This is a genomic window from Sphingobium sp. LB126 (assembly GCF_002795205.1).
Taxonomy (GTDB): domain Bacteria; phylum Pseudomonadota; class Alphaproteobacteria; order Sphingomonadales; family Sphingomonadaceae; genus Sphingobium; species Sphingobium chungbukense.
Genome location: NZ_NETV01000009.1, coordinates 1 through 24433 on the forward strand (window position 1 = coordinate 1; position 24433 = coordinate 24433).

At 61.8% G+C, this 24433-nt stretch carries 19 protein-coding genes and 5 pseudogenes; 12 read left to right on the forward strand and 12 right to left on the reverse strand.

The window, feature by feature from the left end; translation table 11 throughout:
• Positions 1-2640: pseudogene (locus tag CAF53_RS29325) on the reverse strand (Tn3 family transposase); the annotation flags it as partial.
• A 138-nt stretch (positions 2641-2778) separates the two neighbouring features.
• On the opposite strand from CAF53_RS29325, the pseudogene CAF53_RS26690 reads away from it, so the two are divergent.
• Together CAF53_RS26690 and CAF53_RS26700 are read left to right on the forward strand one after the other, a co-directional pair.
• Positions 2779-3347, forward strand: a pseudogene (locus CAF53_RS26690) (recombinase family protein).
• A gap of 97 nt (positions 3348-3444) precedes the next feature.
• Positions 3445-3921 carry a hypothetical protein gene (locus CAF53_RS26700; protein ID WP_242443708.1) on the forward strand — a complete coding sequence of 159 codons (477 nt, stop codon included), beginning with the start codon at positions 3445-3447 and terminating at the stop codon, positions 3919-3921.
• Positions 3922-3936: 15 nt separating this feature from the next.
• Here CAF53_RS26700 and CAF53_RS26705 read toward each other — a convergent pair whose 3' ends face one another.
• Genes CAF53_RS26705 through CAF53_RS26715 form a run of 3 tightly spaced genes read right to left on the reverse strand, consistent with a single transcriptional unit; the run spans position 3937 to position 6449 of the window.
• The gene (locus CAF53_RS26705) at positions 3937-4452 is read right to left on the reverse strand and encodes a Tn3 family transposase (protein ID WP_277949240.1); all 516 of its coding nucleotides are present in this window, start codon (positions 4450-4452) and stop codon (positions 3937-3939) included.
• A gap of 36 nt (positions 4453-4488) precedes the next feature.
• A complete protein-coding gene (locus CAF53_RS26710) occupies positions 4489-5847 on the reverse strand; it encodes a hypothetical protein (protein ID WP_007015766.1) in 1359 nt (452 codons plus the stop codon).
• The gene (locus CAF53_RS26715) at positions 5844-6449 is read right to left on the reverse strand and encodes a recombinase family protein (protein ID WP_026109404.1); all 606 of its coding nucleotides are present in this window, start codon (positions 6447-6449) and stop codon (positions 5844-5846) included. Before CAF53_RS26715 ends, CAF53_RS26710 begins: the two co-directional genes overlap by 4 nt.
• A 147-nt stretch (positions 6450-6596) precedes the next feature.
• Here CAF53_RS26715 and CAF53_RS26720 point away from each other — a divergent pair, with 147 nt between their 5' ends.
• Positions 6597-9530, forward strand: coding sequence for a Tn3 family transposase (locus CAF53_RS26720; RefSeq protein WP_100239983.1), 2934 nt, complete (start codon positions 6597-6599; stop codon positions 9528-9530).
• A gap of 27 nt (positions 9531-9557) precedes the next feature.
• On the opposite strand, the pseudogene CAF53_RS26725 reads toward CAF53_RS26720, so the two are convergent.
• Positions 9558-11966 (reverse strand): annotated as a pseudogene (locus tag CAF53_RS26725) (Tn3 family transposase); the annotation flags it as partial.
• A 94-nt stretch (positions 11967-12060) separates the two neighbouring features.
• Between CAF53_RS26725 and CAF53_RS26730 the strand changes: the two are divergent.
• Positions 12061-12690 carry a recombinase family protein gene (locus CAF53_RS26730; RefSeq protein WP_100239814.1) on the forward strand — a complete coding sequence of 210 codons (630 nt, stop codon included), beginning with the start codon at positions 12061-12063 and terminating at the stop codon, positions 12688-12690.
• A gap of 54 nt (positions 12691-12744) precedes the next feature.
• The gene (locus CAF53_RS26735; RefSeq protein WP_100239813.1) at positions 12745-13794 is read left to right on the forward strand and encodes a hypothetical protein; all 1050 of its coding nucleotides are present in this window, start codon (positions 12745-12747) and stop codon (positions 13792-13794) included.
• 142 nt (positions 13795-13936) lie between these two features.
• Here CAF53_RS26735 and CAF53_RS26740 read toward each other — a convergent pair whose 3' ends face one another.
• Positions 13937-14302: a hypothetical protein gene (locus CAF53_RS26740; RefSeq protein WP_021226794.1), complete on the reverse strand. Its 366-nt coding sequence runs from the start codon at positions 14300-14302 to the stop codon at positions 13937-13939.
• An 11-nt stretch (positions 14303-14313) separates the two neighbouring features.
• Entirely contained in the window at positions 14314-14616 is a 303-nt protein-coding gene (locus CAF53_RS26745) for a type II toxin-antitoxin system HigB family toxin (RefSeq protein WP_021243411.1), read from the reverse strand.
• Between the two features lie 669 nt (positions 14617-15285).
• Between CAF53_RS26745 and CAF53_RS26750 the strand changes: the two genes are divergently transcribed.
• From CAF53_RS26750 to CAF53_RS27420, 5 genes are all read left to right on the forward strand, one after another.
• Positions 15286-15945 carry a helix-turn-helix domain-containing protein gene (locus CAF53_RS26750; protein WP_082700020.1) on the forward strand — a complete coding sequence of 220 codons (660 nt, stop codon included), beginning with the start codon at positions 15286-15288 and terminating at the stop codon, positions 15943-15945.
• A gap of 35 nt (positions 15946-15980) precedes the next feature.
• Positions 15981-16379 (forward strand): hypothetical protein, encoded by a 399-nt coding sequence (locus tag CAF53_RS26755; RefSeq protein WP_082700019.1) that lies wholly within the window; start codon positions 15981-15983, stop codon positions 16377-16379.
• 3 nt (positions 16380-16382) lie between these two features.
• On the forward strand, positions 16383-16661 hold the full coding sequence (locus CAF53_RS26760; protein ID WP_059153721.1) for a hypothetical protein: 279 nt from the start codon (positions 16383-16385) through the stop codon (positions 16659-16661).
• Between the two features lie 203 nt (positions 16662-16864).
• Positions 16865-17608, forward strand: a complete 744-nt coding sequence (locus tag CAF53_RS26765) for a DUF1629 domain-containing protein (protein ID WP_148649544.1) — start codon at positions 16865-16867, stop codon at positions 17606-17608.
• Positions 17609-17919: 311 nt separating this feature from the next.
• Positions 17920-18843: a hypothetical protein gene (locus tag CAF53_RS27420; protein ID WP_157801413.1), complete on the forward strand. Its 924-nt coding sequence runs from the start codon at positions 17920-17922 to the stop codon at positions 18841-18843.
• A gap of 13 nt (positions 18844-18856) precedes the next feature.
• On the opposite strand, the gene CAF53_RS27425 is transcribed toward CAF53_RS27420, so the two are convergent.
• A complete protein-coding gene (locus CAF53_RS27425; RefSeq protein ID WP_157801414.1) occupies positions 18857-18997 on the reverse strand; it encodes a hypothetical protein in 141 nt (46 codons plus the stop codon).
• Between the two features lie 2 nt (positions 18998-18999).
• Positions 19000-20211: a MobQ family relaxase gene (mobQ, locus tag CAF53_RS26775; RefSeq protein ID WP_059153723.1), complete on the reverse strand. Its 1212-nt coding sequence runs from the start codon at positions 20209-20211 to the stop codon at positions 19000-19002.
• Positions 20212-20379: 168 nt separating this feature from the next.
• On the opposite strand from mobQ, the pseudogene CAF53_RS26780 reads away from it, so the two are divergent.
• Positions 20380-20544 (forward strand): annotated as a pseudogene (locus tag CAF53_RS26780) (mobilization protein); the annotation flags it as partial.
• A gap of 57 nt (positions 20545-20601) precedes the next feature.
• Here CAF53_RS26780 and CAF53_RS28960 read toward each other — a convergent pair.
• The 3 genes and pseudogenes from CAF53_RS28960 to CAF53_RS28970 form a co-directional block, all read right to left on the reverse strand.
• Positions 20602-21561 carry a Tn3 family transposase gene (locus CAF53_RS28960; RefSeq protein ID WP_242443710.1) on the reverse strand — a complete coding sequence of 320 codons (960 nt, stop codon included), beginning with the start codon at positions 21559-21561 and terminating at the stop codon, positions 20602-20604.
• Positions 21537-21857, reverse strand: a pseudogene (locus tag CAF53_RS28965) (Tn3 family transposase); the annotation flags it as partial. The pseudogene CAF53_RS28965 and the gene CAF53_RS28960, both read right to left, overlap by 25 nt.
• Before the next feature lie 230 nt (positions 21858-22087).
• Positions 22088-23569 carry a DUF4158 domain-containing protein gene (locus tag CAF53_RS28970; RefSeq protein ID WP_242443711.1) on the reverse strand — a complete coding sequence of 494 codons (1482 nt, stop codon included), beginning with the start codon at positions 23567-23569 and terminating at the stop codon, positions 22088-22090.
• A 140-nt stretch (positions 23570-23709) separates the two neighbouring features.
• Between CAF53_RS28970 and CAF53_RS26790 the strand changes: the two genes are divergently transcribed.
• On the forward strand, positions 23710-24279 hold the full coding sequence (locus CAF53_RS26790) for a recombinase family protein (RefSeq protein WP_011607925.1): 570 nt from the start codon (positions 23710-23712) through the stop codon (positions 24277-24279).
• The last annotated feature ends 154 nt before the right edge of the window (positions 24280-24433 follow it).

A 24433-nucleotide genomic window follows, 5' to 3' on the forward strand; every position in this document is an offset into this window, starting at 1 on the left:
GTGTAGATCGCTTGCGTCAGGGCATGGCGCTGCTCGCTGTTGTTAAGCCGGCATGGCATCGCCGGCGCAGATCGGGATTTTCAAGCCAGTCCAGCATGAACAGGTCCGTTCGATCTTGCCGATCTCCTGTAGTGCGACGTCGAGCTGGTTCTGCCGTTCGTAGGCGGCGAGCTTTCGCAGCATGACCGACGCGCGACGTGGCCAGCCTTGATCGACCCACGAGGCGCAGCACGTCGTCCCATTGTTCATTGATGATGTCGGTGCGGATACGCTTGCCCAACAACGGGGCGATGGACGGATAGGCCGAAACCGGCGCGATCGGCGCAAGCCGCCTGTCCGGAAAGTCGCGCAGGCGCGGGCAGAAGCGAAATCCCAGCATCGCGCACAGGGCGAAGACATGATCGGTCGCTCCGCCGGTGTCGGTGTAATGCTCGACGATCCTGAGATCGGTGCCATGGCTGTGAGGCCGTCGAGGACATAGGGCGCTTCATGCGTGGCGGCCGAGATCACATTGACGTGGTAGGGCCCGCGCTGATCGGAAACATGGGTGTAGAAGCTGAAGCCATGATCGACGCCATAGCGCGCGTTGATGTCGCCGCCCGATGCGCCGCGCTTCGCGCCCCTGAAGAACTGACCATCGGAACTGGACGTTGTGCCGTCGCCCCATACCCGCGAGAATGGCAGGCGGTGGTGCGCGTTGATGAGGACGGCGAGCGCCGCGCGGTAGCTCTCGTCGCGGATATAGGCGTCATGGGTCCATAGGAGTTGATCGCGCGCGCCCTGGCTCGCGGCGGCCATGCGCGACAGGCCGAGATTGGTGGCGTCGGCGAGGATCGTGGCGAGCAGCGCATTTTCATTGGGACATAGCTCGCCGGTGCGCAGGTTGGTGAACGCCGAAAGAAAGCCAGTTTCCTGCGCCACCTCATGTAGCAGTTCGGTGATACGGATGCGTGGCATCATCGCATCGAGCCGGTCGGCCAGGCTTCGGCGTCGGGCGTGCGATCGTGCGAACGGGGATATCTGGAGGCGGCCGTCGCGGTATCGCACACCCTCCAGAGCGTCGCGCTTCAGGCTCCGGGAATTTCTTCAGCCGCCAGTCCAGTTCGCGGCCCCGCTGTTCGAGCCATTCGCCGGCTGTGGGTGGCAGACCAAGAGCCGACACGATCGGCTTCGCCTTCGGTTCGCTTAGCAGGTAGCTGTCGAACCGGCGGTATCCCGTCGATCGTTCCACCCAGACATCCCGGACGCAGCTTGTTGCGCAGATGCGCGATAGTCGCGATTTCCCAGAGACGCCGATTGATCTTGCCGTCATCGCCCATGACAATTTTCTGCCATTCCTTGCGGAAGGGCATCGGAGCGTCGGCAGGCAGATCGCGCTTGCCCGACCTATTGAGGTCGCGCAGCATCTCGATAGCGGCAATCGTTTTGCGCTGCCCTTTCCGGCCCTGAACTGTAGCGCTCAAGCAGATCAGGGGCGAACTTGCGCAACGTCGCATAGCGGTCGGCCGCGACCCTCAGCGGATCAAGATTGGCGGTTTCCGCGATCGTCGCCACTTCCGGTCTGGCCTTCAGGAGGGTGTCCATCCTACTGAGGCATCCAGGACCTCCATTGGATCTTCGCCAGTATCGACGCTTCGGTGAGCGCGTCGATGTCCTGCGGAAGATCAGCATCAGCCGGGCCACGTTCTTCGACGTGGCGGCATAGCTGCGCGCCTGGGCGTTCTTCGCGCGGGTGAAGATGCGCCGATCAGCTTGTCCGCCATCTCCAGGCGCTGTCCGTCAGCCGTTCTTCAAGATCGAGCAGGAAGGCAACGAGCGTGGCGCGTCGGGAGGGAATATAGCGCTCGATCATATAGGCAGGCGACGCACGGCCTTCCCTGACATATTGCCGAAATCGGTCCGCGTGGATGCGGCCCGCGACGTCGGGGAAATGCCGATCTTCCGCACCTGCCTCAGACGGTCGAGAATCTGGCGGACGTGATCGGGCTTGGCCGCGACGGGATGGTCTTAAGCAAGCGAGATGGCTCATGCCGCCGGCGGCGTCGAAGAGCTGATCGAGGGCTGGACCTGTTCGGCGCTGAGATCGGCGATCAGGGCGTAGGCAGCCTGCTTGCGCGCGCGGGCACGTCCCGCGCTGCTGGCGCGTTCGATGGTGGAGATGGACGGCAGCAAAATCCGGGCCTCGCGCAGGGCGGTGACCACGCCCATCGCAATCGTCATCCCCTTGTCGGTCGCCATGCCGTTCTCGCGGCCGCCTCGACCATGAAGGGAATATCGGCGCGGGTTGGCCCCGAAGCCCGCGCGCCGCCAGCTCACGGGCATGTCCGTAATCGTCTGATCCCGCGCCGCATAGTTGGCCAGTCGGTTACGTGCAGACCAAGTTGTTCCGCGACGAAAGCGGCGAGATCATGGGGTATTGCTCCCTGTCCTGTATCAACTGCGCAAGCGTGATGCCCGGGTGCCGCAGGAGCGCGAGTTGCAGCGCCACCCAACTGGTTCCGTCGCTCCCGTCGCGCGCCGATGATCTCGATATCGAAGGCTCGAAGGTATAGAGCCGGGCCAAATGGTCGCGCTCGTCGGGATGGCGAGGATCTGATCGCGTTCGCTCTCGGTCAGGAGTTGATGCTTGCGCTTCGTCATTCCGATTCCCGTCCACAAAAGGTCATCTGGGCCTATGGACAGCATGAGTAAAGAGACATAGTATGTGGACGGATATGGATGGGGCGAAGCGATGCCCTCCATAGCGTCCACAGAACGACCGTTTGGGAGACGTGCGGCATGGGTGATATTCTGGGCTATGCCCGCGTCAGCACCGGCGATCAGGACGTTGCGGGCCAGACCATGCGTCTGGAGAAGGCTGGCGCCATCAAAATCTTCACCGATGTCATTTCAGGTAAGAGCATGGAACGGCCCGGTCTGGCTGAGCTAATCGCCTATGCCCGCAAGGGTGACACGCTGGCGGTGGTCCGCCTCGATCGGCTTGGGCGCTCGCTTGCCGAACTTCTCACCACGGTTGAGACGCTACGCGGTCAGGGCATCGCGCTCCTGAGCCTTGAAGAAAAGATCGACACTTCGTCAGCTGCCGGCGAGCTCATCTTCCATGTGTTTGGGGCCATCGCCCATTTTGAGCGACGGCTGATTTCTGAGCGAACCAGAGATGGTATTGCCGCGCCCGTGCTAAGGGCAAACAGCCTGGCCGTCAGCCGCTGGACATGTCCAAAGTGGATGCGGCCATCAAGCTGGTCGAAGCTCGTATCTCGCCTACCGAAGCAGCGCGGCAACTCGGCATCGGCCGATCGACCATTTATCGCGAAATGCGTAGGATGGGAATCGAACGGCCCGCCTGATTAAGCGCCCGTCCGTTCGCATCGAGCGTTCGCCATGCGTTCTCGCTTAGCGTTGTTTAGCGTACTTTCCACGCTATGCCCTCATGAAAGACCCCGCATGGGAATCCCACTCAATGACCTGATGAGCCGGATCAGCCGCGATCAGGACCGGAAGGCATTCGAGGGCTGGACCTTCAGGGTGGCCCCGCCGATGCCTGATCCCTTCGACCCTGCCGAGTTTGATGCTCCCCCTCCCTCCGATCCCGGCGCAGACTATCGCACCCTGCTCGACGCCATGCGCAAGGCCGGGGCCGAAGGGGTCGCCCAGCAGGTCGCCGCACTGGCCCAGAAGATCGAACAGGACGCCCGCCAACGCGCCGAATGGACCGCACAGGCAGGCGCGGGGGTCAGTGCCCTCCACCGGGCCGCTGGGGAGCTTCAGCGGGTCAGCGCAGGGGTCTGGTGGGATCGCCTGAAGGAATGGATCACCGCCGCCCTCATCGGGCTGGGACTGATCTTCGCCGCGGCCCTCGCCTATCGCTGGGCGCAGGAACCCAAGATCGAGCGCCAGCTATACGGGGTCGGTTCCGGCTGAGGGCGAAATGACACCCTAAGCGTCGGCATCCTTCGGCCAGAGGTATTCGCCGGTGAGGAGGATATGCGCCCACCCCAGCGGGGAGACATGGGCCAGCAGATGATCCGGGGTATCGAGTCCTTCGCGACGCCGGGCCTCTACAGCATGGCCGAGATGCAGGGTGTTCCAGTAGACGATGATGGCGGTGAGCAGGTTGAGGCCGGCGATCCGGTAATGCTGGCCCTCCGTAGTGCGGTCACGGATCTCGCCCTGGCGACCGATGCGCAGGGCGTTCTTCAGCGCGTGGTGCGCCTCGCCCTTGTTAAGGCCGACCTGTGCGCGGCGTTGCATGCCGGCGTCGAGGATCCATTCGATGATGAACAGCGTCCGCTCGATCCGCCCGACCTCGCGCAGTGCTGCGGCCAGGTCGTTCTGGCGCGGATAGGCGGCGAGCTTGCGCAGGATGCGGCTCGGCGCGACCTGCCCCGCGCTCATGGTGGCGGCGCAGCGGAACAGGTCGGGCCAGTTGGCCTCTGTGCATTGTAGGGACACGGATTCACGGTAGGCATCGACGTCAGGGGTAGCGAACTATTTGCGCAGGTTCTCGATGCCAAGTTCGCGCCATATCCAAGTGAAGTCGTAGGTGGCCATCGGGTCGTTCGCGTCGAGTTGGCTGCTGCTGCGGTTTTCGAGATGCTTGAGCCACCCGGCTACTCGGTGCCGGCCTGCGGCAGTTTGAACGGCTGCGCGCGGGGTGATGTCGCCGAGCATGCCGACGGGTTCATCGAGCGTCGCGCGGTACTGACGGTCGAGCATGGCATGGATGAGCGGGGTTGCAACCTCTGGCGCAATGGCGGGTGCCGGTTCGGATGATGTCAGCCCCTCGGCCCGCGCCGCCATGGCCTGTTCGACCGTCTCAATCGTGGTCAGCGGCGAGCCGACCAACCCGGCGAGCGCATCGTTGATAAGCGCGGTGCCGCGTTTCGCTCGCTCGGCCGAGGTGACGGCGAGCATCAGGGCGCGGCCTTTCAATTCGACATTGCCGAGCACCGGGGTGCCGTCCGCCATCGTCACACCCCACGCCATGCGCCCGGTGCTTTTCGCTTTTCCGTTCGGTTTCTCGCCCAGCCAGTTCCAAAAGTGCGTGGTTTCCCGCTGAAGCGCAGGGACAGTATCAAGCCGCTCGCCGACCAGCGCCTGGGTCACGCCGCGTGCGAAGGGAAAGCGCACGCGGTGGAACATCACCTCCTCGCCATCAATGTTGTGCAGCGTGGGGATGGGCGCCGGTCCCATGGTCTTGGGAACGACATCGAACAGCCATGCCGTGCTGATGAGGGCCGGAAGTGCAGCCAGATCGTCGGCGTCTAGGTTCAACGCGGTGCGCGGGCTGCGCTTGCCCTTCGAGCGCCGTAGATCGGCGACGAGCGCCTCGGCCGCCTCCATCGTGAACGACAGCACGCCGCCCGACAGGAGGTGCTTGCCTCCGACCTGCACGACGCGGGCACCGATCCTGTCCCATTGCTTCAGCGTCTGCGAGGCGCTGCGCTCGGATACTCGAAGCGGCTCGCCGCCCCGGATCAGGTCGCGCACGAGGAAGCCGCTGCCGGGCTCGACCTCGCTGACCTCGTGGAGGCTCATCACTGACGATCGAAGGGCACGCAGGTAGATTTTGGTCGGGCCGCTCTCATTCCAGCCCCGGCGCCGAATATAGTCATCGACGATGTTCCGGTCGGGTTGGATGGTGCGCGTCAGCAGATCCTCGAACGCGCATCCCCACAACACGCCGGCCCAATGATCGCCGACGATGTCCGCCAGCTCGTCCGCTTCGAAGTCGAACTCCTCCATCGCCAGCCCGAGATGATCGCCGAGCGCCTCGCCCAGATGCTCGCCCCAGGCCGGCGAGGTGGCGAACTTCATGACGCCGGACAGATCGTGACCACGCTTCATGCCTGTTCCCTCTGCTGCTGACTGAATTGCTGGCGGTGCGCGGCGACGATGCGCGAGACGGTGGGTTCACTGACGCCGTAGAGCCGCGCCATCTCGGCACCGGACTTGCGGCCGGACGTGACGGACTCGGCGATTTCGCGGCGCTGCTTGTCGCCGAGCTTGGGCCGACGCCCGCCGATCCGTCCTTCTGCGCGAGCCTGGGCAAGGCCGGCGCTGGTACGCTCGCGGATCATGGCCCGCTCGAACTCGGCGAAGCTTCCCACCATCTGCATCATCATCCGCCCTGCCGCGGTGGTGGTGTCGATCGCCTCGGTCAGTGAGCGGAAGCCCGCGCCTGCCAGCTCGATCCGCTCCATGATGTGCAGCATATCCTTTAGGCTGCGCGACAGCCGGTCAAGCTTCCAGACGACGACGACGTCTCCGTCGCGCAACTGGCCGATCATCTCCAGAAGCTTGGGTCGGTCCCACCGCCCACCGCTGGCGGTCTCCTCGAACACCCGCTTGCAGCCGGCCGCATCGAGCGCGCGCCGCTGCGCGGCGTTCGACTGGTCGTCGCCCTTCGACACGCGGGCATAACCGATCAGATAGGGTTCGCGCGTCATCTGCGTCTCTTTCACAAACGGCCGTATCTGGAGGCGGAAACAGCATGCACCAATTTCCGCAGCCTTGGGTCTTTCACAATCCTCTTTCACTAAGCCAACAAAAGGCAAGAGGTTTTTGGAGGATGAAACATGCCCGCACGTATTCCGATGACCCAGCGGCAGCGCGCCGCGTTGCTTGCTTTGCCCGACAGCGAGGCGGCGGTGGTGCGACATCATGGCCTCGATGCCGAGGACCTTGCTGCGATCGGCTTCGCACGCACTCCGGCGACCCGCTTGAGCTATGCCCTGCAACTCTGCTGCCTGCGCTATCCGGGGCGACATCTGCGCACAGGCGAGCTGTTGCCTGCAATCATGCTCGACCACATCGCCGAACAGGTCGGAGTGGATGCAGGCGTCGTCGCCGACTTCGCGCGGCGAGCGCCGACCCGCTACGATCAGCTTGCCGCCATCAAGGCGCGCTTCGGATTCACCGATCTGAGCCGGCCAGCGCGCGGCATCATGATGACTTGGCTGGAAACCGAAGCCATGGCTATCGTGGACGGGCGCATTTTGCTTGATCGATTGCTGGACGAGCTGCGCACGCGACGCATCGTCATCCCTGGCATCAGCGTCGTTGAGCGGATGGCGGCCGAGGCGATGCTTCGGACGGAAACCGATCTGGTCGCCGCGGTCGATGCTAAACTCGATGCGGATATGCGTCAGCGTCTCGATATGCTGATCGATGAGAAGGTACATGACCGGCAGAGCCGCTTGTCCTGGCTGCGCGAACCAGAGCCCCGCGTCGCGTCAGCCTCGCTTGCCGAAATCCTCGAGAAGGTCGCGATAATCCATAGGACCGGTATTTCCAGCATTCCGGTCGATCCCCTGCACGAGCCCCGCCTGACGCAGTTCGCCCGCGAAGGCGTGCGATATACAGCCCAGGCTTTCCAACAGATGCGCGTCTCCCGCAGGCGGGTCATCCTGCTTGCAACGCTGCGCGAGATGGAGGCCACGCTTACCGACGCGGCGATCGCCATGTTCAGCGCCTTGATGGGACGCGCTCACCTTCGTGCTCGCAAACGCCTGGAGCAGAGGGTCGCGATTTCGGGACGCGAAGGCCGCGATCGGCTGATGCGGATCGCCACTGTGCTGGAAACAGTTAGCCAGGCAGCACGCGCCGGCGGAGATATCGGTGCGGCCCTCAGGGATATCGTGCCTCTCGACATGCTCGATGCTGATGCCGCAATCATCCGTCGTACCGCGGCACCTCACAGGGACGATGTGCTGAGCGAGATCGCAGCCGAATACCGGACCTTCAAGCGAACAGGGCCTCTATTCCTGCAAGCGCTCGATTTCCACGGTCGGGCCGGCACCGCGGCATTGCGCGACGCGATGGCGATCCTGTCGAATCTTGATGGCGACTGGCGCAAGCCCCTCCCTGCCGACGTTCCGCTCGGTCATGTCGAGCGGCGCTGGCACCGCCATGTCGTGGTCGCCGGCAAGATCGACCGGACGCACTGGGAGATGGCGACTTACGGCGCGCTCACCAATGCACTGGCCTCGGGTGATATCTGGGTGCCGAGGTCAAGGCTGCACAGGTCGCTGGACGTGCTGCTCGCGCCGTTATCCGGCGCAGCGCTGCAACCGCCGTTCTCGCTCGGTAATCCACACGCATGGCTCGATCAGCGCGCCGCGCAGCTCGACAGCGCCTTGCGCGACGTCGCCCACAATCTGGCCGGACGCGATGCTGCCCTGTTCGCTGGCGAGCGATTGCGATTTCCCAAGGAACTGCAGGACGATGATGCCAGGCACGACGAAGGACGGCGCCTGACGCTTGCCTGCTACGACATGCTGCCTGCCACGCGTATCACCGACGTGTTGTCGCAAGTCGAACGCTGGACCGGCTTCACCCGGCACTTCGGGCACGTCTCGACCGGGTTGCCGCCTGGCGATGAGCAGGCCTTCCTCGCCACTCTGATTGCCGAAGCGACCAATCTTGGGCTGTCGCGCATGGCCGAGGTATGCGGCGCAGGGTCACGCCGCGCGCTGCTGCGCATGCAGACATGGCACATGCGCGAGGAAACCTTTCGGGCGGCGCTCGCCTGTCTGACCGACGCCATCCACGCCGAGCCGATCGCCGCCTGGTTTGGGCAAGGACACCGGGCTTCCGCGGATGGCCAGGCCTTCTACCTGGGCGGGCCGGGCGAAGCCGGCGGAGCGGTCAACGCCCATTATGGTCGCGACCCAGTGGTCAAGATCTACACCACCATCACCGACCGCTACGCGCCGCTGCACCAGACGGTGATCGCCGGCACGGCAGGAGAAGCCATCCATGCGCTCGATGGGCTCCTCGGCCATGACAGCAACGCCGATCTGACCGCGCTGCACGTCGATGGAGGCGGCGTTTCCGACATCGTATTCGCGACGATGCATCTCCTCGGGCTCGATTTCGAGCCGCGCATTCCTCGCCTGTCCGACCGGCGCCTCTACGCTTTCGAACCCTCGAAGCGCTATGGCAGGCTTGCGCCACTGTTCGGTCACAGGCTCAACCGGGACCTGATCGTCAGCCACTGGCCCGATATTGAACGTGTCATTGGCGCGATCCGTCACCGCACCGTCACGCCATCGTTGATCCTGAAGAAGCTGTCCGCCTACCGCCAGCAGAACAGCCTCGCTGCGGCGCTGCGGGAGATCGGGCGGATCGAGCGCACGCTGTTCACGCTCCGCTGGTTCGAGGATCCGGCTCTGCGCCGTACCGTCACTGCCGAGTTGAACAAGGGCGAGGCCCGCAACAGCCTTGCCCGGGCGGTCGCCTTCCATCGGCTCGGCCGTTTTCGCGACCGTGGCCTGGAGAACCAGCAGACCCGAGCGGCCGCGCTCAACCTCGTCACCGCAGCGATTATCCTGTTCAACTGTCGCTATCTGGGGCGCGCCGTCGACGAAATGCGTCGTCGAGGAAGCCCCATCGATCCAGCTATGCTGTCCCGGCTCTCGCCGTTGGGTTGGGATCGCATCAATCTCACCGGCGATTATGTCTGGTCCGATCACCTCGATCTCGACGCCAACGGCCTCATGCCGCTGCTCATCAAACCGCTACCGTGAATCCGTGTCCTGATAATGCACAGGGGCCCAGTTGGAGACGATCAGTGCCTCACGCGCCTTGCCGCCCACCAGCGGGCGCAGTTCGGTCGGCGTGACAGCGGGATCGAAGACGTACAGCCGTTTGGACGGCAGATCGCGGATACGCAGCACGAGGCGATAGCCGAGCATGGCGCTGATCCCGAACAGATGGTCGGTGAACCCGCCAGTGTCGGCATACTGCTCCTCGATCCGCCGCCCGGCCTCGTTCATCGTCAGACCGTCGAGCAGATAGGGTGCCTCGCTGACGGTCGCGGGGATAGGCTGTGACGCGAACGGCGCGAAGCGGTCGTTGACGTGGGTGTAGGCCTTGATGCCGGGATCGTTGCCGTAGCGGGCATTGACCGTGTTCATCGCCTCGCCCTGTCGCGCGGCGGGGTAGAACTGACCATCGGCGGACGCGGTGGTGCCCATGCCCCAGACCCGCGCTAACGGCAGATCGCCTTGCGCGGCGACCACGGCCGCCAGCGCCTGGTCGATCGCCTCGCTTTCGACATGCCAGCGCGCGAGGCGGGAGAGCTGCCAGTAATCATGGGTATTACAGGCCTCGGCCATCTTGCGCAGGCCGAGGTTCAGCCCCTCGGCGAGCAGTACGTTGAGCAGGCCGATCCGGTCGCTGCACGGCACGCCGGTGCGTAGGTGGGTGAAGGCTTCAGTGAAGCCGAGTGCGACATCGACTTCGAGCAGCAGGTCGGTGATGCGGACAGGCGGCAGGCGACGGTACAGGTCGAGCAGCAGTTCCTCGATCCCGCCCGGCGGGTCGGCGGTGAGACGGTCGATGCGCAGCGTGCCGTCCTCGATACTGCCATGCGGGATCGTCCCATTGCGCGCGGCGCGACCGAGTCGGCCGAGGCCATCGGCAAGCCGGACCTTGCGGTCGGCTAGCCAGACATGCGGATCGGACGGGACTGCCAGCTTCATGGTACGCGCGACCGTCATCGGCACTAGGACATGGCGCAGGTCGCCATAGCGATGCGAGCGCTCGAGCCAGATGTCGCCCGAGCGCAACGCGTCGCGCAGGTGGAACATCACCGCGACTTCACGCATCCGCGCATCGTCACCGCCCTTCAACCGCAGCTGACGACGCCATTTGGAATGCGGGCGCAGGAAGTCGTCGGCCGCCGGCACCCCGCCTTTGGCGGCGATCGCGGTCACCGCGTCGAGCAGGGGCCGGGCAACCGGCGCGGCTGCGAGGTCGAGGCAGCGCAGCATACGCGGCGCATACCGGCGGAAGCGGTGATACCCCTGATCGACATGCGCCAGCGGATCGTCGCCGAGCGTGTCGGTCAGCGACCTGGCCGTTGCGACAAGACGGTCGAGCCGGTCCCATCCCGCGCGCGCGACTGCATCCTCCAGCGATGCGCCGTCGCCATGAGCGTCGAGCAGTGATCGGCCGAGCGCCGCGAACCCGTCCAGGGTCGCGGTGACCGCACCTCTGGTTTCCGCAGTACGCGCATCGTGCAGCTGCTTCGCCTCGCGCCAGGTGCGGCCGACGATCCGGTCATGCGTCTCGATCACGGCGTCGGCGGTCGTGGCGGCCCATTCGATAACACAGACCGCGAGGATGGCGCGGCGCCGATCGGCGTTCAGATCGCGCAGGCCATCGGCAAAATAGCGTTCGCCCTGCCGGCGCAACCGGGCGACGCGGTGCGGCGGGATGCCTGCGAGCAGGTCAGCGCCGAGGTTCATCGTGCGCAGGAACTCCAACCGGTCGAGCAGCCGGTTCGCCGCGGCGGAATTGTTGCCCGGCTCGATCCGGCGCAGCCAGATGAAGCGACTGATCGCACCCGGCAGCATCTCGGTCGTCAGCCGGTCGAGCCGGGTGCAGGCGACGCGACCGAGCCGCGCGGCGATCCGCCTCTCGATACCGCGCTCGGCCGCGACCAGCGCGTCAGCGCACAGCCGTTCGATGGTGGTGACTGCCGGCAGGATGGTCATGGTGTCGCGGCAGCGGGCAATGAAGCGCCGGGCGAGATCGTCATTCGAGCGCGCCTGTTCGGCTTCGGCGAACAGCCAGTTGCAGAACGCCCGGGCCGGCGCCCCCTGACCGGAGAACATCTTGTACCCGTAGCTTCGGCGCAGCACCTCCAGATGCTGCTGGCGCGTCTGGCGGCGAACAGCATAGCGAAGGAGCGTGTCGCCGGTGATGCCGAGTTGGGCACCAAGGAAGGCAGACACTGCGAGGGGGATGATCTCGCCCGGTGCCAGCATCCGACCGGGATAGCGCAGCGCGCACAGTTGCAGCGCGAAACCGATCCGGTTCTCAGGCCTGCGTCGTCGGTTGATGTGGATCAGGTCATCGTCAGCCAGAATGTAATGGCGGAGCAGGGATGCTTCGTCGGTCGGCAGGTCGAGCAGCGCCGATCGCTGCCGGGCGCTCAGGATATGGCGTCGCGGCATGAGGCATTGTCCCAGTTGATCAGAAGTCTGTTTTGGACAACATTGACCCCACGCGGATCAAGGGTTTTCAAAGCCTAAATCGAGAGGGGTTCAATTGGGACAGCGCGCCGCCATCTACGCAAGGGTTTCGACCGCCGACCAGTCTTGTGAACGGCAGTTGCGCGACCTTGCCGGCTTTGCCGAGCGGGGCGGCTATGAAGTGGTAGAAGTGTTCCGGGAGACCGCCTCCGGCATGAAGGCGAACCGGGCGGCACGTAACCAGGTGATGAAGCTGGCGCAGGCACGCCAGATCGATGCGATCCTTGTGACCGAACTAAGCCGATGGGGCCGATCCACCCAGGACCTGCTCGACACGCTGAACCGATTGTCCGGGTGGCGCGTGTCCGTAGTGGCAATGAGCGGCATGACGTTCGAGGTCGATACGCCGCATGGGCGGATGATGGCCACTTTGCTTGCCGGCATCGCACAGTTCGAGCGCGACATGCTCAGCGAGCGTGTCCGTTCCGGCTTGGCCGCAGCTCGGGCGCGCGGGCGCAAGCTCGGACGGCAACCGGGGGAACGGCCCAAGTCCGATCGGCTTGGGCCCAAGGTGCTGGCGCTGGTTAAAGAGGGGCGCAGTTATCGCTGGATCGCCCGCGATCTTGGCCTGAGCAAGAATACGGTCGCTGCAATCGTGAGCCGGAACAGGCCCAATGCCAAAAATGATCTTGAAATGACGGTATGATTGCCTCCCTAAAAGTTAGTCACCTCAATCCCACTACGGAAGTCCGATATAAAAATGCACGTAGTCGATCGGCGCCTTCTTTATCTATGGCTGTTAATGACGGTAGGAGCCGGATGCGCAATTTTCCTGCCAGCAATTGTCGTTCTTCTCATGCTGACACTTATCGGCATTCCCTTGGCATGGCTGATGAGCCTCACGCCAGGAGCTTGGATATATTTCACGCCGACGCTGGCAACCTATATGATCCTGCGCAGAGTGTCAGGCGGCACTCCGCGCTTGGTAATGTTGGCGGCGGCGGCCATACTACCGCTGGCGGTCGGCTTCGCTATTCCATGGTGGGCCAATGGAATCACTGAACGACGCGTACAAGCGCTGATCGCTCAAGATCACGGCACCCCTCCAATATTGCCCGCAGGTCTTTCCATCACCTATGCAATCGACAAAGGCTTGGGTTCGTCCGGCAAGTGCTGGGACACCTGCCAGCGGCTCCTATTCTCGCGCACGGCAAAAAGCTTTATTGAAGTGCCGCTTGATGTGCTGCCGAGGCAAGCCTCGCTCCCGACCCCAGCACGGCGCTTTTCGCTCGGGCCGATTGGACCAGGATGCAACAATACGCGGTTACAGACGACGTATGCCACGAGCGCAGAAATTGGGCGTGAAGTTCCACCCCCACCTCCGCCACTCTCGGACAAACTGGAGGATTTCGCGCGGGAGGGCCTGTGTTTGCATGACGATGCAGTACGGGATGTGAGATCCGACGTCCTCGTCGTCGAGCGGTGGAATTACGATCCCGCATTTCGAGGCTTCCATTTCGAAGGCAAAGGTTATCGCCTTTCGCTGCACCCCATCGTGCCATTCAAACGCCGAGAGGTGTTCCGACGCACACCTTCAGGCTTGGTTCGGCTTATGCGCCGCACGGAGGTCCGATATGCACGCTTGGCAGCGCCGTTGTGGCTGTCGCCAGGATTCACTTTTGACACGGCATCGCCAACGCACTGGGCTTGGCGCGATGAGCGTGTCATCGGCAGTCCGGTCGAACCCTCTCAGCCAACGCAATGGAATGGGCTCATTGCCAATGATCTGGCGGTGCATGGTCTCAAATGAGGCGTATGCGGCTCAATCGGCTTAGGGTGTCATTTCGCCCTGAGCCGGAACCGACCCCTATACGGATGCACCGCCAAATGGGACGCCAAAGCCCAGACGTGCAAAGGAAAATGGGTGCCCCTCTACGAGCAGCAGCCCTGATTTAGCGCGATAATTGATATTCGCGGACAAGGATCGATGCAGGGACATGCCATGCCCGTTCGATTTTGCGGATCATGTGGAGGGTCAGCCCCCGCTTGCGGGCCAGAACCTCGGTCGCGCGCGATTGCCCGATCAGGGACGCCAGATCGGCGCGGGTGCGCCCTTCCGCCTCCATGGCCGCTTCAATCGCTTCCACCGGGTCCAGCTTGTCGACCGGCCACCGCTTCCGCTCATATTCATCGACCAGGGTTGCCAGCACATCGAGACGATCCTCGTCCGCGCTGCCCGCTTCCGCGCTCCAGAGCGCGCGGATTTCATCGACCGCCGCCCGATGGTCGTCATCATTCCTGATAGGTCTGATATCCATTTGCCTGTCCTTCAAAACTGATCGACGGTCGCGGCGTCGATGCGGTCATATTCAGCATGTGTCCCAATAAACTTTATGAAAGCGATCCCTCGCCGAAAATGGAACGCAACAATCATTCTATGATCTCCGCCCGCCACTTCAAATCTAACCCGTTCCGCCGCCACCGTTTTTGCTTTTGAAAAATCGGCCATGACTTCGATTGTCGAAGACCAGTCCGCATTTTCTGCAACCTCTAGCCAATGTGTCAGTGACGCACGGGTCAGAGGATGCGTCGTGAAATAGGCTACGATGTTTTTGCGGGCGATGATCCTCATCAGCAGGCTATGCCATTTCCCAACATGGGAAACAACCCTTAATTCCCATATTGGGAAGCTGTAGAAACTGGCATCAGTCCGGTTTCCCTTTTGGTGCCCGTTAGGGCACGCCAAGCCCTTGGATCGCACAGACCTTCCCCCAACCGCTCCCCTACGCTCTACGAGCGGGAAATCGCCTCCTGTACCCCCTGATAGCCAATTGGGACCTTGCAGCATTGCGCAACGTGGAAGGGGTGCGGATTCCTACCCGCCTATGCCTAGCGTGTGCCGCGACTAGCGGCACTCATCATTCCCGCCGCAGGCGGTCTGATTAGCGAGTTATCCACCCCTCGCCGTCGCCAGCTTTTGGATAGCGCTATGGCGAGGCATGGATAACTCGCAACCCCCTTTCAGGGGGTAATCATAAGATCATAGAAGGCAGAGAGAAAAAGACATTGCTAATCAGCATCTTATGAGGGGGGGTAGCTCACCAGCTATGAGCTACCCCTAGCTCACCAGCCATGAGCTAGGTTCGGATAAAATCCGAAAGTTTTTGACTGGAATTAGATCATGGTTCGCGGCATAGACATTTTCGATTTTGTTCAATCGCTTTCAAAATTCATTCATGGGTGAGCTACCCCTAGCTCACGACTGACAAATTTTATCTGCCTGTGGGACTAGGGAGTGCCAATGTCGCAAAAGTCAAAGCAACTAGGTTTGACTACCCCGCCGGGCGGTACATGGGTGCAGACTGATCGCGCTGCTCATGAGAGATGGGCGCAACTGGCTATCGCCAATCCCCGTGCTTCATCGGTGCTTCATGTGCTGGTAGCTCAAATGGGACGGCATAATGCCATTGTGGCCAGCCAAACGACATTGGCAAAGGCAGCGCATTGCTCACTCCCGACCCTCAAGCGGGCTTTGTCCATACTCCGCGAACAGGGGTGGATCGAAGTCCGCCAGATCGGTCCAACCGGGACAGCCTGCGCCTACGTCATCAATGATCGGGTGGCATGGACCGGCAAGCGTGATGGCATCCGCTACAGCCTATTTTCGGCGGCTGTGTTGATCGCAGACGATGAACAACCGGATCGTGAAGAGCTAGGCGCGCAACCGGCGCTCCATCGCCTGCCTAACCTGTTTCCGGGGGAGCGCCAGTTGCCAAGCGGTCCCGGCCTTCCTCCCCCGTCTGAACCATCACTACCGGGAATGGAACCAGACTTGCCTGCCACCCAACAGCCGGAACCTGACCCAGCGATGCAGGAGGAACTCTCCCAGCTAGTTACTGGCCTAGGTAACAAGCTCCGTGCATCCGATACATCGCCCGATGACGATGCAACCGATATATAGATACCATACAGGCAAACTTAACAGCGAGTGACACTATGGGTATCACCCTAAGAGAAGCGTCGGAAAAGGTCGGTGTCACCCGCCAAACGCTCATGAAAGCAATCAAGACAGGACGCATTTCCGGCCAAAAGTCAGATAATGGCGAGTGGCGTATTGAGCCTGTCGAACTGTTCCGCGTATGGCCCCCTGTAAATGAGGTGCAGCAACCTTTACAGCCCGATATAACAGGTAGTGACACCCCCGGTTTACAGGCTGAAAACAGGCTGTTGCGTGAGCAGGTTGCGGAACTGCGTGAAGAACGGAACGCTTGGCGAGAACAGGCGCAACGGCTTGCCCTGACCGATCAGCGCGCTGCCCCTCAACCTACTCCACAGCGCGGTTTCTGGTCGCGCCTGTTCAGCCGCCAGGGCGACAGCCCTAGCGGCGAGGAATAAACCATGGATTCTCCAACCGGCCCTTTATGGTCCCAAAAGCAGGCCATTGCCTATGAGGTCGCGCTGGAGGCCATCAACGATGTGATCGCGGGATATAGTGAACAGATCGCGCTAGAGCAGGCCCATCTCGCGCCGAACACAGCCCGGATTACTTGGCTGGAAATGCGAACCGATCAGGCCGTTTCAGTCCACCACTCGCTCAACGTGTGCGATGACGGCAACGTGCAGCAGGTAATTTCAGAATTTAGTGCCATCGTCCGCGCAAGGGAAGAAGGACGCTGATCCTAATGGAACCCGTCGCAAAACGCCTGATTGTCGGACATAGATTTCGAGATGGGTTTTCAAACAACGGCTGCGTGAGGTGCGGTTTTCCGGGCAAGCGAGCCGCATCATCTCGTAAAACAGCGTTTTGAGACGATTAACCGGAAAGCTGCACTCTCGCGCTATGCATCGGACATGCGGGAGGCAGCGTAATGGTTTGGGGAATGAGCATACCTTCGAGTTTTGGCGATTATTGGCCGGAGGGCGACTTTGAAAGTCTCGACCCGCGTGGCAAAGGCGGTTGGCGTGATCGGCTCAACCGCTATTATCAGAGTCAATCGCCAGAAGTTCAGAGTGCCTTATACGACTATACCCAAGGTGGCGATATAGCCAGTTACCCCACCTATGTTACATCCAAATTTACTCAGGAACTTGGCGTAAGGCCAACCCAATTTCCCGAATTGGCCCCGCTCAACTCGATCAAAGATCATGAGCCACCGCAATGCTATATCACCGCCAAAAGCTATAAGTCGCTTGCTTCGCTCATTTCGTTAAACGGCCTTCTGGCGGTCGATGAAAGAATGAAGGCAATAATTGAGCGGCTCGAGCCGGGTATTCACCAGTTGTTCCCGATCGAAATAAGGATGCCGCGCGGCAAACTATATCCCAAGCAATATCATCTTCTGGTCGTAGGGCAGGATATTGACGCTTTCTCGCCGGAGAAAAGCGAAGAAGGGTCTTATCGATCTTATGGTCCAGAATATTCTGGCTATTATACGCTGATAGACTCGAAAAAGGAAATATCGGGCCTCGCGTTCTCAAAGACTGCATTTGGCCGCGCACATTTGTGGCGTGAGCGTGCACTGAATGGCAAGCTTACCTGTTTATCGGACCAGCTTGAAGCGGAAGCCGTCAAAGCTGGTCTTCGCCTTCCCAAACATTATCGCATGATGGAGGTCTCACCATGATCGAGATTCAAGGTCTGGACTCCATTCCCAAGGAAATTAACGGCGGAGCCATTTGGCATGACACTTTCATAACGGGCTTTGCTCGAAGGCGTTCGCTCAAGCCGCCACAGCGGCTGACTTTACCGGGATAGCGATCTCAGCCCGCGAAGCCGTCTAAGCGGCATCTGTCGCTCTAACGGCCGTTTGCCGGAGATCACATGGCGACAGCGGCTATCGCCTGATTGTCGGACAATGCGGGAAATCTAAGCATTAAAGGCATTTGTAACCGTTGTGATTTAGGAAGTTCTCGCAATCGAAGCTGAGGAGGCGGCGTGATTTGGAATAAATCTCAGGGGCGTATCATTCGCGAAATCGTGGTGGATAAGGCTCGATGGGAATCCGATGAGCTTTGGGAAGCTGTTGACTCGTTCTCATCGTTTGCGGCGCTAGCACATCAACAAGGTGGTCTGCGCGCTGATGAAATTGCTCCAGAGGTACTTTGGAACAGTCAAGTCACATACTATTATGGCCAAGTCCGTCAGAATGGGCATTACATTTATGTCGGCAATTCTGGGTATAAACCTCATAATGTAGAGGCGTGCCGTGCTGGATTGATGGCATGCGGCGCATCCGAAATTGCTGAAATCTACAATGATCTTGCCAATCTGGTGCCTCAAGTCGGTTATGATATTTCAGAGTGGAACTCCCGTTACGATGAATTTCGCAAATCATCGCCACTACGCAAGGATTTCGATGCACTAAACACCCGGCTTTTTGCCGTCGATCATGAAAGCTTTCTCCGGCGCAGAATTGAGTGGATCAAGTCACTTCCTCACTTGGAAGTGGTCCCAACCGACGCCATGCAGCATCGGTTGGAACGTCTATTCTCAGCCAACCCCTTACGAGATGAGCGACGCGCCATTTTGTTGGAGGAGGAACGCCAACAGGCGGAGGCTTACAGGCGTCAACAAAATCAGCGTCTGTCCACCGTGGAAGATAGAAGGCACGCGAATAAGATACTCGCCAGCTTGCGTCGACTGTTCAAAAACGACCCTCGTAAGGTGGATGTAATTTTTGACATAATAAGAGATCGCACAATTGCATGGCAGGTTGTTGGTGACGCTTATAAAGGTTGGTATCTAGCCATTGATGCAGATCAAGGCATTGCCTTACTTTACGGGAACGATGAAGTAATAAGTGGCCCAAAGAAGTTATCTGAATCTGAGAGTGCTTATTTCACTGATCTTGCGTCATAGGTTTCGTGACGTCCTAACTGCCGACAATCACATGAATCCGCGCATGGCTGACCGGCACACTCACGACCACGCCGCCGCCGCGATCTGGCTGCACGAAAAACCCTGCCGGATTGGGAATATGCACGAAAACCCCGATTTCAGGGTTTTCCGTCATCCTCATCGGCTCATGCCACGATCACGTTGCAGGACCAGCTCGCGCTCATGGAGCAACTGGCCCACCGCGCGCGCCATCTGGGGTTCGCGCTGGATCCGCTCGATGTAGAGATCCTTGGTGTGCTGGTTCGCTCCGTTATAGGCATCCACCGCCTTGCGGAGCGCCTCCGGGGTCGCCTTCCAGTCGCTATTATGGTCGCCATAGCCATGGCCGCCCGCCTCGCGCTTCCCGGCAATGGTCCTGAACTTCTCCGCCACTTTCTCACGGTCCTGCACCTGCTGGCGTTCCTGTGCCTGCTCACGGGTGCGCTCGGCGACAAGCCGCTCCTGACGCTGCGCCTCGGCTGCATCGCGCCGATCGCGATCGACCGCGCCGCTCAAGGTGGCCGCGAACGCATGCAGCCTGCCCGATATCCGCTGCCCTGCATCGCGCAGCCACTCGGTCCCCCGCTCTATATACTGGCGCAGGCCCCGCTGCTCGATGACGCCGGCGTTGTGCTGGCCCACCATCGTTACTGGCTCATAGGCCCGCCCCTCCCGCATGGCCTGATGCTCGGCACGGCGTTCCATCGCCGTCGCGCTCGGCCCCATATGCACGGTCGCCTCCTGCTCGATTCCGCGCCGCTGGTGGCTGCGATGGTCCACCCGCTCCGGGACGTTCGCCCGTTCCAGCGCCGCATTCTGCATCTCGGCCCACCGGCCACGCCAGCGCTCGACCTCCCCGCTCGTCTTCTGGTCCAGTTCGCGGGTCTTCGCGCCCAGCCCTTCCGGGCCGATCCGCCGCGTCGTCGTCAGCAGATGGGCGTGATGGTTGCGATGGTCGCCCTCGCGACCTGGTGCGTGGATCGCCACGTCCACCGCCACCCCATGCCGCTCGCTGATCTCCCGTGCGAGGCCCAGCGCAAGCTCGCGCCGCGCCTCGGCCGACAACTCGGCGGGCAGCGCGATTTCATATTCGCGGGCGACGGTCGAGTTCTTGCGCGTCTCTGCCTGTTCGGCGGCGTTCCAGAGCAGGGCCCGGTCACTGGCCCACGCCGGGGCGTCGGCGGGCACGACAAGGGCGTTATGTTCGACGCCCTGCTTGCGGGTGTAATCATGGACGAGGCCGGTGCGCTCATCCGTGATTTCGACACCCGCACGATAGGCTGCCGCTGCCGTCGCGCTGCGACCGGCGGAACGGCCTATCGTCTTTACCGCAAGATGGAAGCTCGCCATCGCCGCGCCCTTACCTTGCCATGCGGGAGCATGGCGCGGGCGACAGCCCGCTGGGGTTCAGGGGTATCCCCTGACGTACGCAAACGCAAGTTTGCATAAGTGCGCCCTTCCTCTCTTTCGCTCGGTCGGGTCCGGTGCTATCAGTATCGCACAGCGAAAGGATTGACCATGGCTGCTCCAACGCCAGAGGCTATCGAAACCGCCCGTCGCAAGGTCCAGCAGGCCAAGGCCCGGTTGCAGGCATTGGAAGCCCGCGCCGTTACCCTGAACCGCAAGGCCGATGCCCGCCGCAAGATCATACTCGGCGGTCTGCTCCTCGATGCCGCCATGAAGAGGGCATAGCGTGGAAGGTACGCTAAACAACGCTAAGGGAGAACAACCGAGGAACGCTTAGGCGGCGCGGCTGTCCGGCGGAAGATTGAGGGCCTTGCGGCCAGCGGAAGCGGCGGCTCGATCCCAGAGGAAATCGCCGGAAAAGGCAATATGCTCCCAGCCAACCGGCGACGTATGGACAAGCAGATCATCGGGGACCGGGGCCGCTGCCGATCGCAGATGCTGGGCGGCGTCGGCCATGTAGATCGTGTTCCAATAGACGATCGCCGCGATGACTAGGTTGAGGCCTGATGCCCGATATTGTTGAGCTTCATGGCTGCGGTCGATGATGCGGCCCTGGCGGAAGGTGTAGATCGCTTGCGTCAGGGCATGGCGCTGCTCGCTGTTGTTAAGGCCGGCATGGCATCGCCGGCGCAGATCGGGATTTTCAAGCCAGTCCAGCATGAACAGGGTCCGTTCGATCTTGCCGATCTCCTGTAGTGCGACGTCGAGCTGGTTCTGCCGTTCGTAGGCGGCGAGCTTTCGCAGCATGACCGACGGCGCGACGTGGCCAGCCTTGATCGACCCCACGAGGCGCAGCACGTCGTCCCATTGTTCATTGATGATGTCGGTGCGGATACGCTTGCCCAACAACGGGGCGATGGACGGATAGGCCGAAACCGGCGCGATCGGCGCAAGCCGCCTGTCCGGAAAGTCGCGCAGGCGCGGGCAGAAGCGAAATCCCAGCATCGCGCACAGGGCGAAGACATGATCGGTCGCTCCGCCGGTGTCGGTGTAATGCTCGACGATCCTGAGATCGGTGCCATGGCTGATGAGGCCGTCGAGGACATAGGGCGCTTCATGCGTGGCGGCCGAGATCACATTGACGTGGTAGGGCCCGCGCTGATCGGAAACATGGGTGTAGAAGCTGAAGCCATGATCGACGCCATAGCGCGCGTTGATGTCGCCGCCCGATGCGCCGCGCTTCGCGCCCCTGAAGAACTGACCATCGGAACTGGACGTTGTGCCGTCGCCCATACCCGCGAGAATGGCAGGCGGTGGTGCGCGTTGATGAGGACGGCGAGCGCCGCGCGGTAGCTCTCGTCGCGGATATAGGCGTCATGGGTCCATAGGAGTTGATCGCGCGTGACGCCCTGGCTCGCGGCGGCCATGCGCGACAGGCCGAGATTGGTGGCGTCGGCGAGGATCGTGGCGAGCAGCGCATTTTCATTGGGACATAGCTCGCCGGTGCGCAGGTTGGTGAACGCCGAAAGAAAGCCAGTTTCCTGCGCCACCTCATGTAGCAGTTCGGTGATACGGATGCGTGGCATCATCGCATCGAGCCGGTCGGCCAGGGCTTCGGCGTCGGGCGTTGCGATCGTGCGAACGGGGGATATCTGGAGGCGGCCGTCGCGGTATCGCACACCCTCCAGAGCGTCGCGCTTCAGGCTCCGGGCGAATTTCTTCAGCCGCCAGTCCAGTTCGCGGCCCCGCTGTTCGAGCCATTCGCCGGCTGTGGGTGGCAGACCAAGAGCCGACACGATCGGCTTGGCCTTCGGTTCGCTTAGCAGGTAGCTGTCGAACTGGCGGTATCCCGTCGATCGTTCCACCCAGACATCACCGGAGCGCAGCTTGTTGCGCAGATGCGCGATAGTCGCGATTTCCAGAGCCGCCGATTGATCTTGCCGTCATCGCCCATGACAATTTTCTGCCATTCCTTGCGGAAGGGCATCGGAGCGTCGGCAGGCAGATCGCGCTTGCCCGACCTATTGAGGTCGCGCAGCATCTCGATAGCGGCAATCGTTTTCGCGCTGCCCTTTCCGGCCCTGAACTGTAGCGCTTCAAGCAGATCAGGGGCGAACTTGCGCAACGTCGCATAGCGGTCGGCCGCGACCCTCAGCGGATCAAGATTGGCGGTTTCCGCGATCGTCGCCACTTCCGGTCTGGCCTTCAGGAGGGTGTGCCATCCTACTGAGGCATCCAGGACCTCCATAGGATCTTCGCCAGTATCGACTGCTTCGGTGAGCGCGTCGATCGTCCTGCGGAAGATCAGCATCAGCCGGGCCACGTTCTTCGACGTGGCGGCATAGCTGCGCGCCTGGGCGTTCTTCGCGCGGGTGAAGATGCCGCCGATCAGCTTGTCCGCCATCTCCAGGGCGCTGTCCGTCAGCCGTTCTTCAAGATCGAGCAGGAAGGCAACGAGCGTGGCGCGTCGCCGGGAGGGAATATAGCGCTCGATCATATAGGCAGGCGACGCACGGCCTTCCCTGACATATTGCCGAAATCGGTCCGCGTGGATGCGGCCCGCGACGTCGGGGGAAATGCCGATCTTCCGCACCTGCCTCAGACGGTCGAGGATCTGGCGGACGTGATCGGGCTTGGCCGCGACGGGGATGGTCTTAAGCAAGGCGAGATGGCTCATGCCGCCGGCGGCGTCGAAGAGCTGATCGAGGGCCTGGACCTGTTCGGCGCTGAGATCGGCGATCAGGGCGTGGGCGGCCTGCTTGCGCGCGCGGGCACGTCCCGCGCTGCTGGCGCGTTCGATGGTGGAGATGGACGGCAGCAAAATCCGGGCCTCGCGCAGGGCGGTGACCACGCCCATCGCAATCGTCATCCCCTTGTCGGTCGCCCATGCCGTTCTCGCGGCCGCCTCGACCATGAAGGGAATATCGGCGCGGGTTGGCCCCCGAAGCCCCAAACGCGCCGCCAGCTCACGGGCATGATCCGTAATTGTCTGATCCCGCGCCGCATAGTTGGCCAGCTCGGTTACGTGCAGACCAAGTTGCTCCGCGACGAAAGCGGCGAGATCATGGGGTATTGCTCCCCTGTCCTGTATCAACTGCGCAAGCGTGATGCCCGGGTGCCGCAGGAGCGCGAGTTGCAGCGCCACGCCCAACTGGTTCCGTCGCTCCCGTCGCGCGCCGATGATCTCGATATCGGAAGGCTCGAAGGTATAGAGCCGGGCCAAATGGTCGCGATCGGTCGGGATGGCGAGTATCTGATCGCGTTCGCTCTCGGTCAGGAGTTGATGCTTGCGCTTCGTCATGCCGTTTCCTGTCCACAAAAGGTCATCTGGGCCTATGGACAGCGAGGAGTAAAGAGACATAGTATGTGGACGGATATGGGTGGGGCGCAGCGGCTGCCCTCCATAGCGTCCACAGAACGACCGTTTGGGAGACGTGCGGCATGGGTGATATTCTGGGCTATGCCCGCGTCAGCACCGGCGATCAGGACGTTGCGGGCCAGACCATGCGTCTGGAGAAGGCTGGCGCCATCAAAATCTTCACCGATGTCATTTCAGGTAAGAGCATGGAACGGCCCGGTCTGGCTGAGCTAATCGCCTATGCCCGCAAGGGTGACACGCTGGCGGTGGTCCGCCTCGATCGGCTTGGGCGCTCGCTTGCCGAACTTCTCACCACGGTTGAGACGCTACGCGGTCAGGGCATCGCGCTCCTGAGCCTTGAAGAAAAGATCGACACTTCGTCAGCTGCCGGCGAGCTCATCTTCCATGTGTTTGGGGCCATCGCCCATTTTGAGCGACGGCTGATTTCTGAGCGAACCAGAGATGGTATTGCCGCCGCCCGTGCTAAGGGCAAACAGCCTGGCCGTCAGCCGCTGGACATGTCCAAAGTGGATGCGGCCATCAAGCTGGTCGAAGCTCGTATCTCGCCTACCGAAGCAGCGCGGCAACTCGGCATCGGCCGATCGACCATTTATCGCGAAATGCGTAGGATGGGAATCGAACGGCCCGCCTGATTAAGCGCCCGTCCGTTCGCATCGAGCGTTCGCCATGCGTTCTCGCTTAGCGTTGTTTAGCGTACTTTCCACGCTATGCCCTCATGAAAGACCCCGCATGGGAATCCCACCTCAATGACCTGATGAGCCGGATCAGCCGCGATCAGGACCGGAA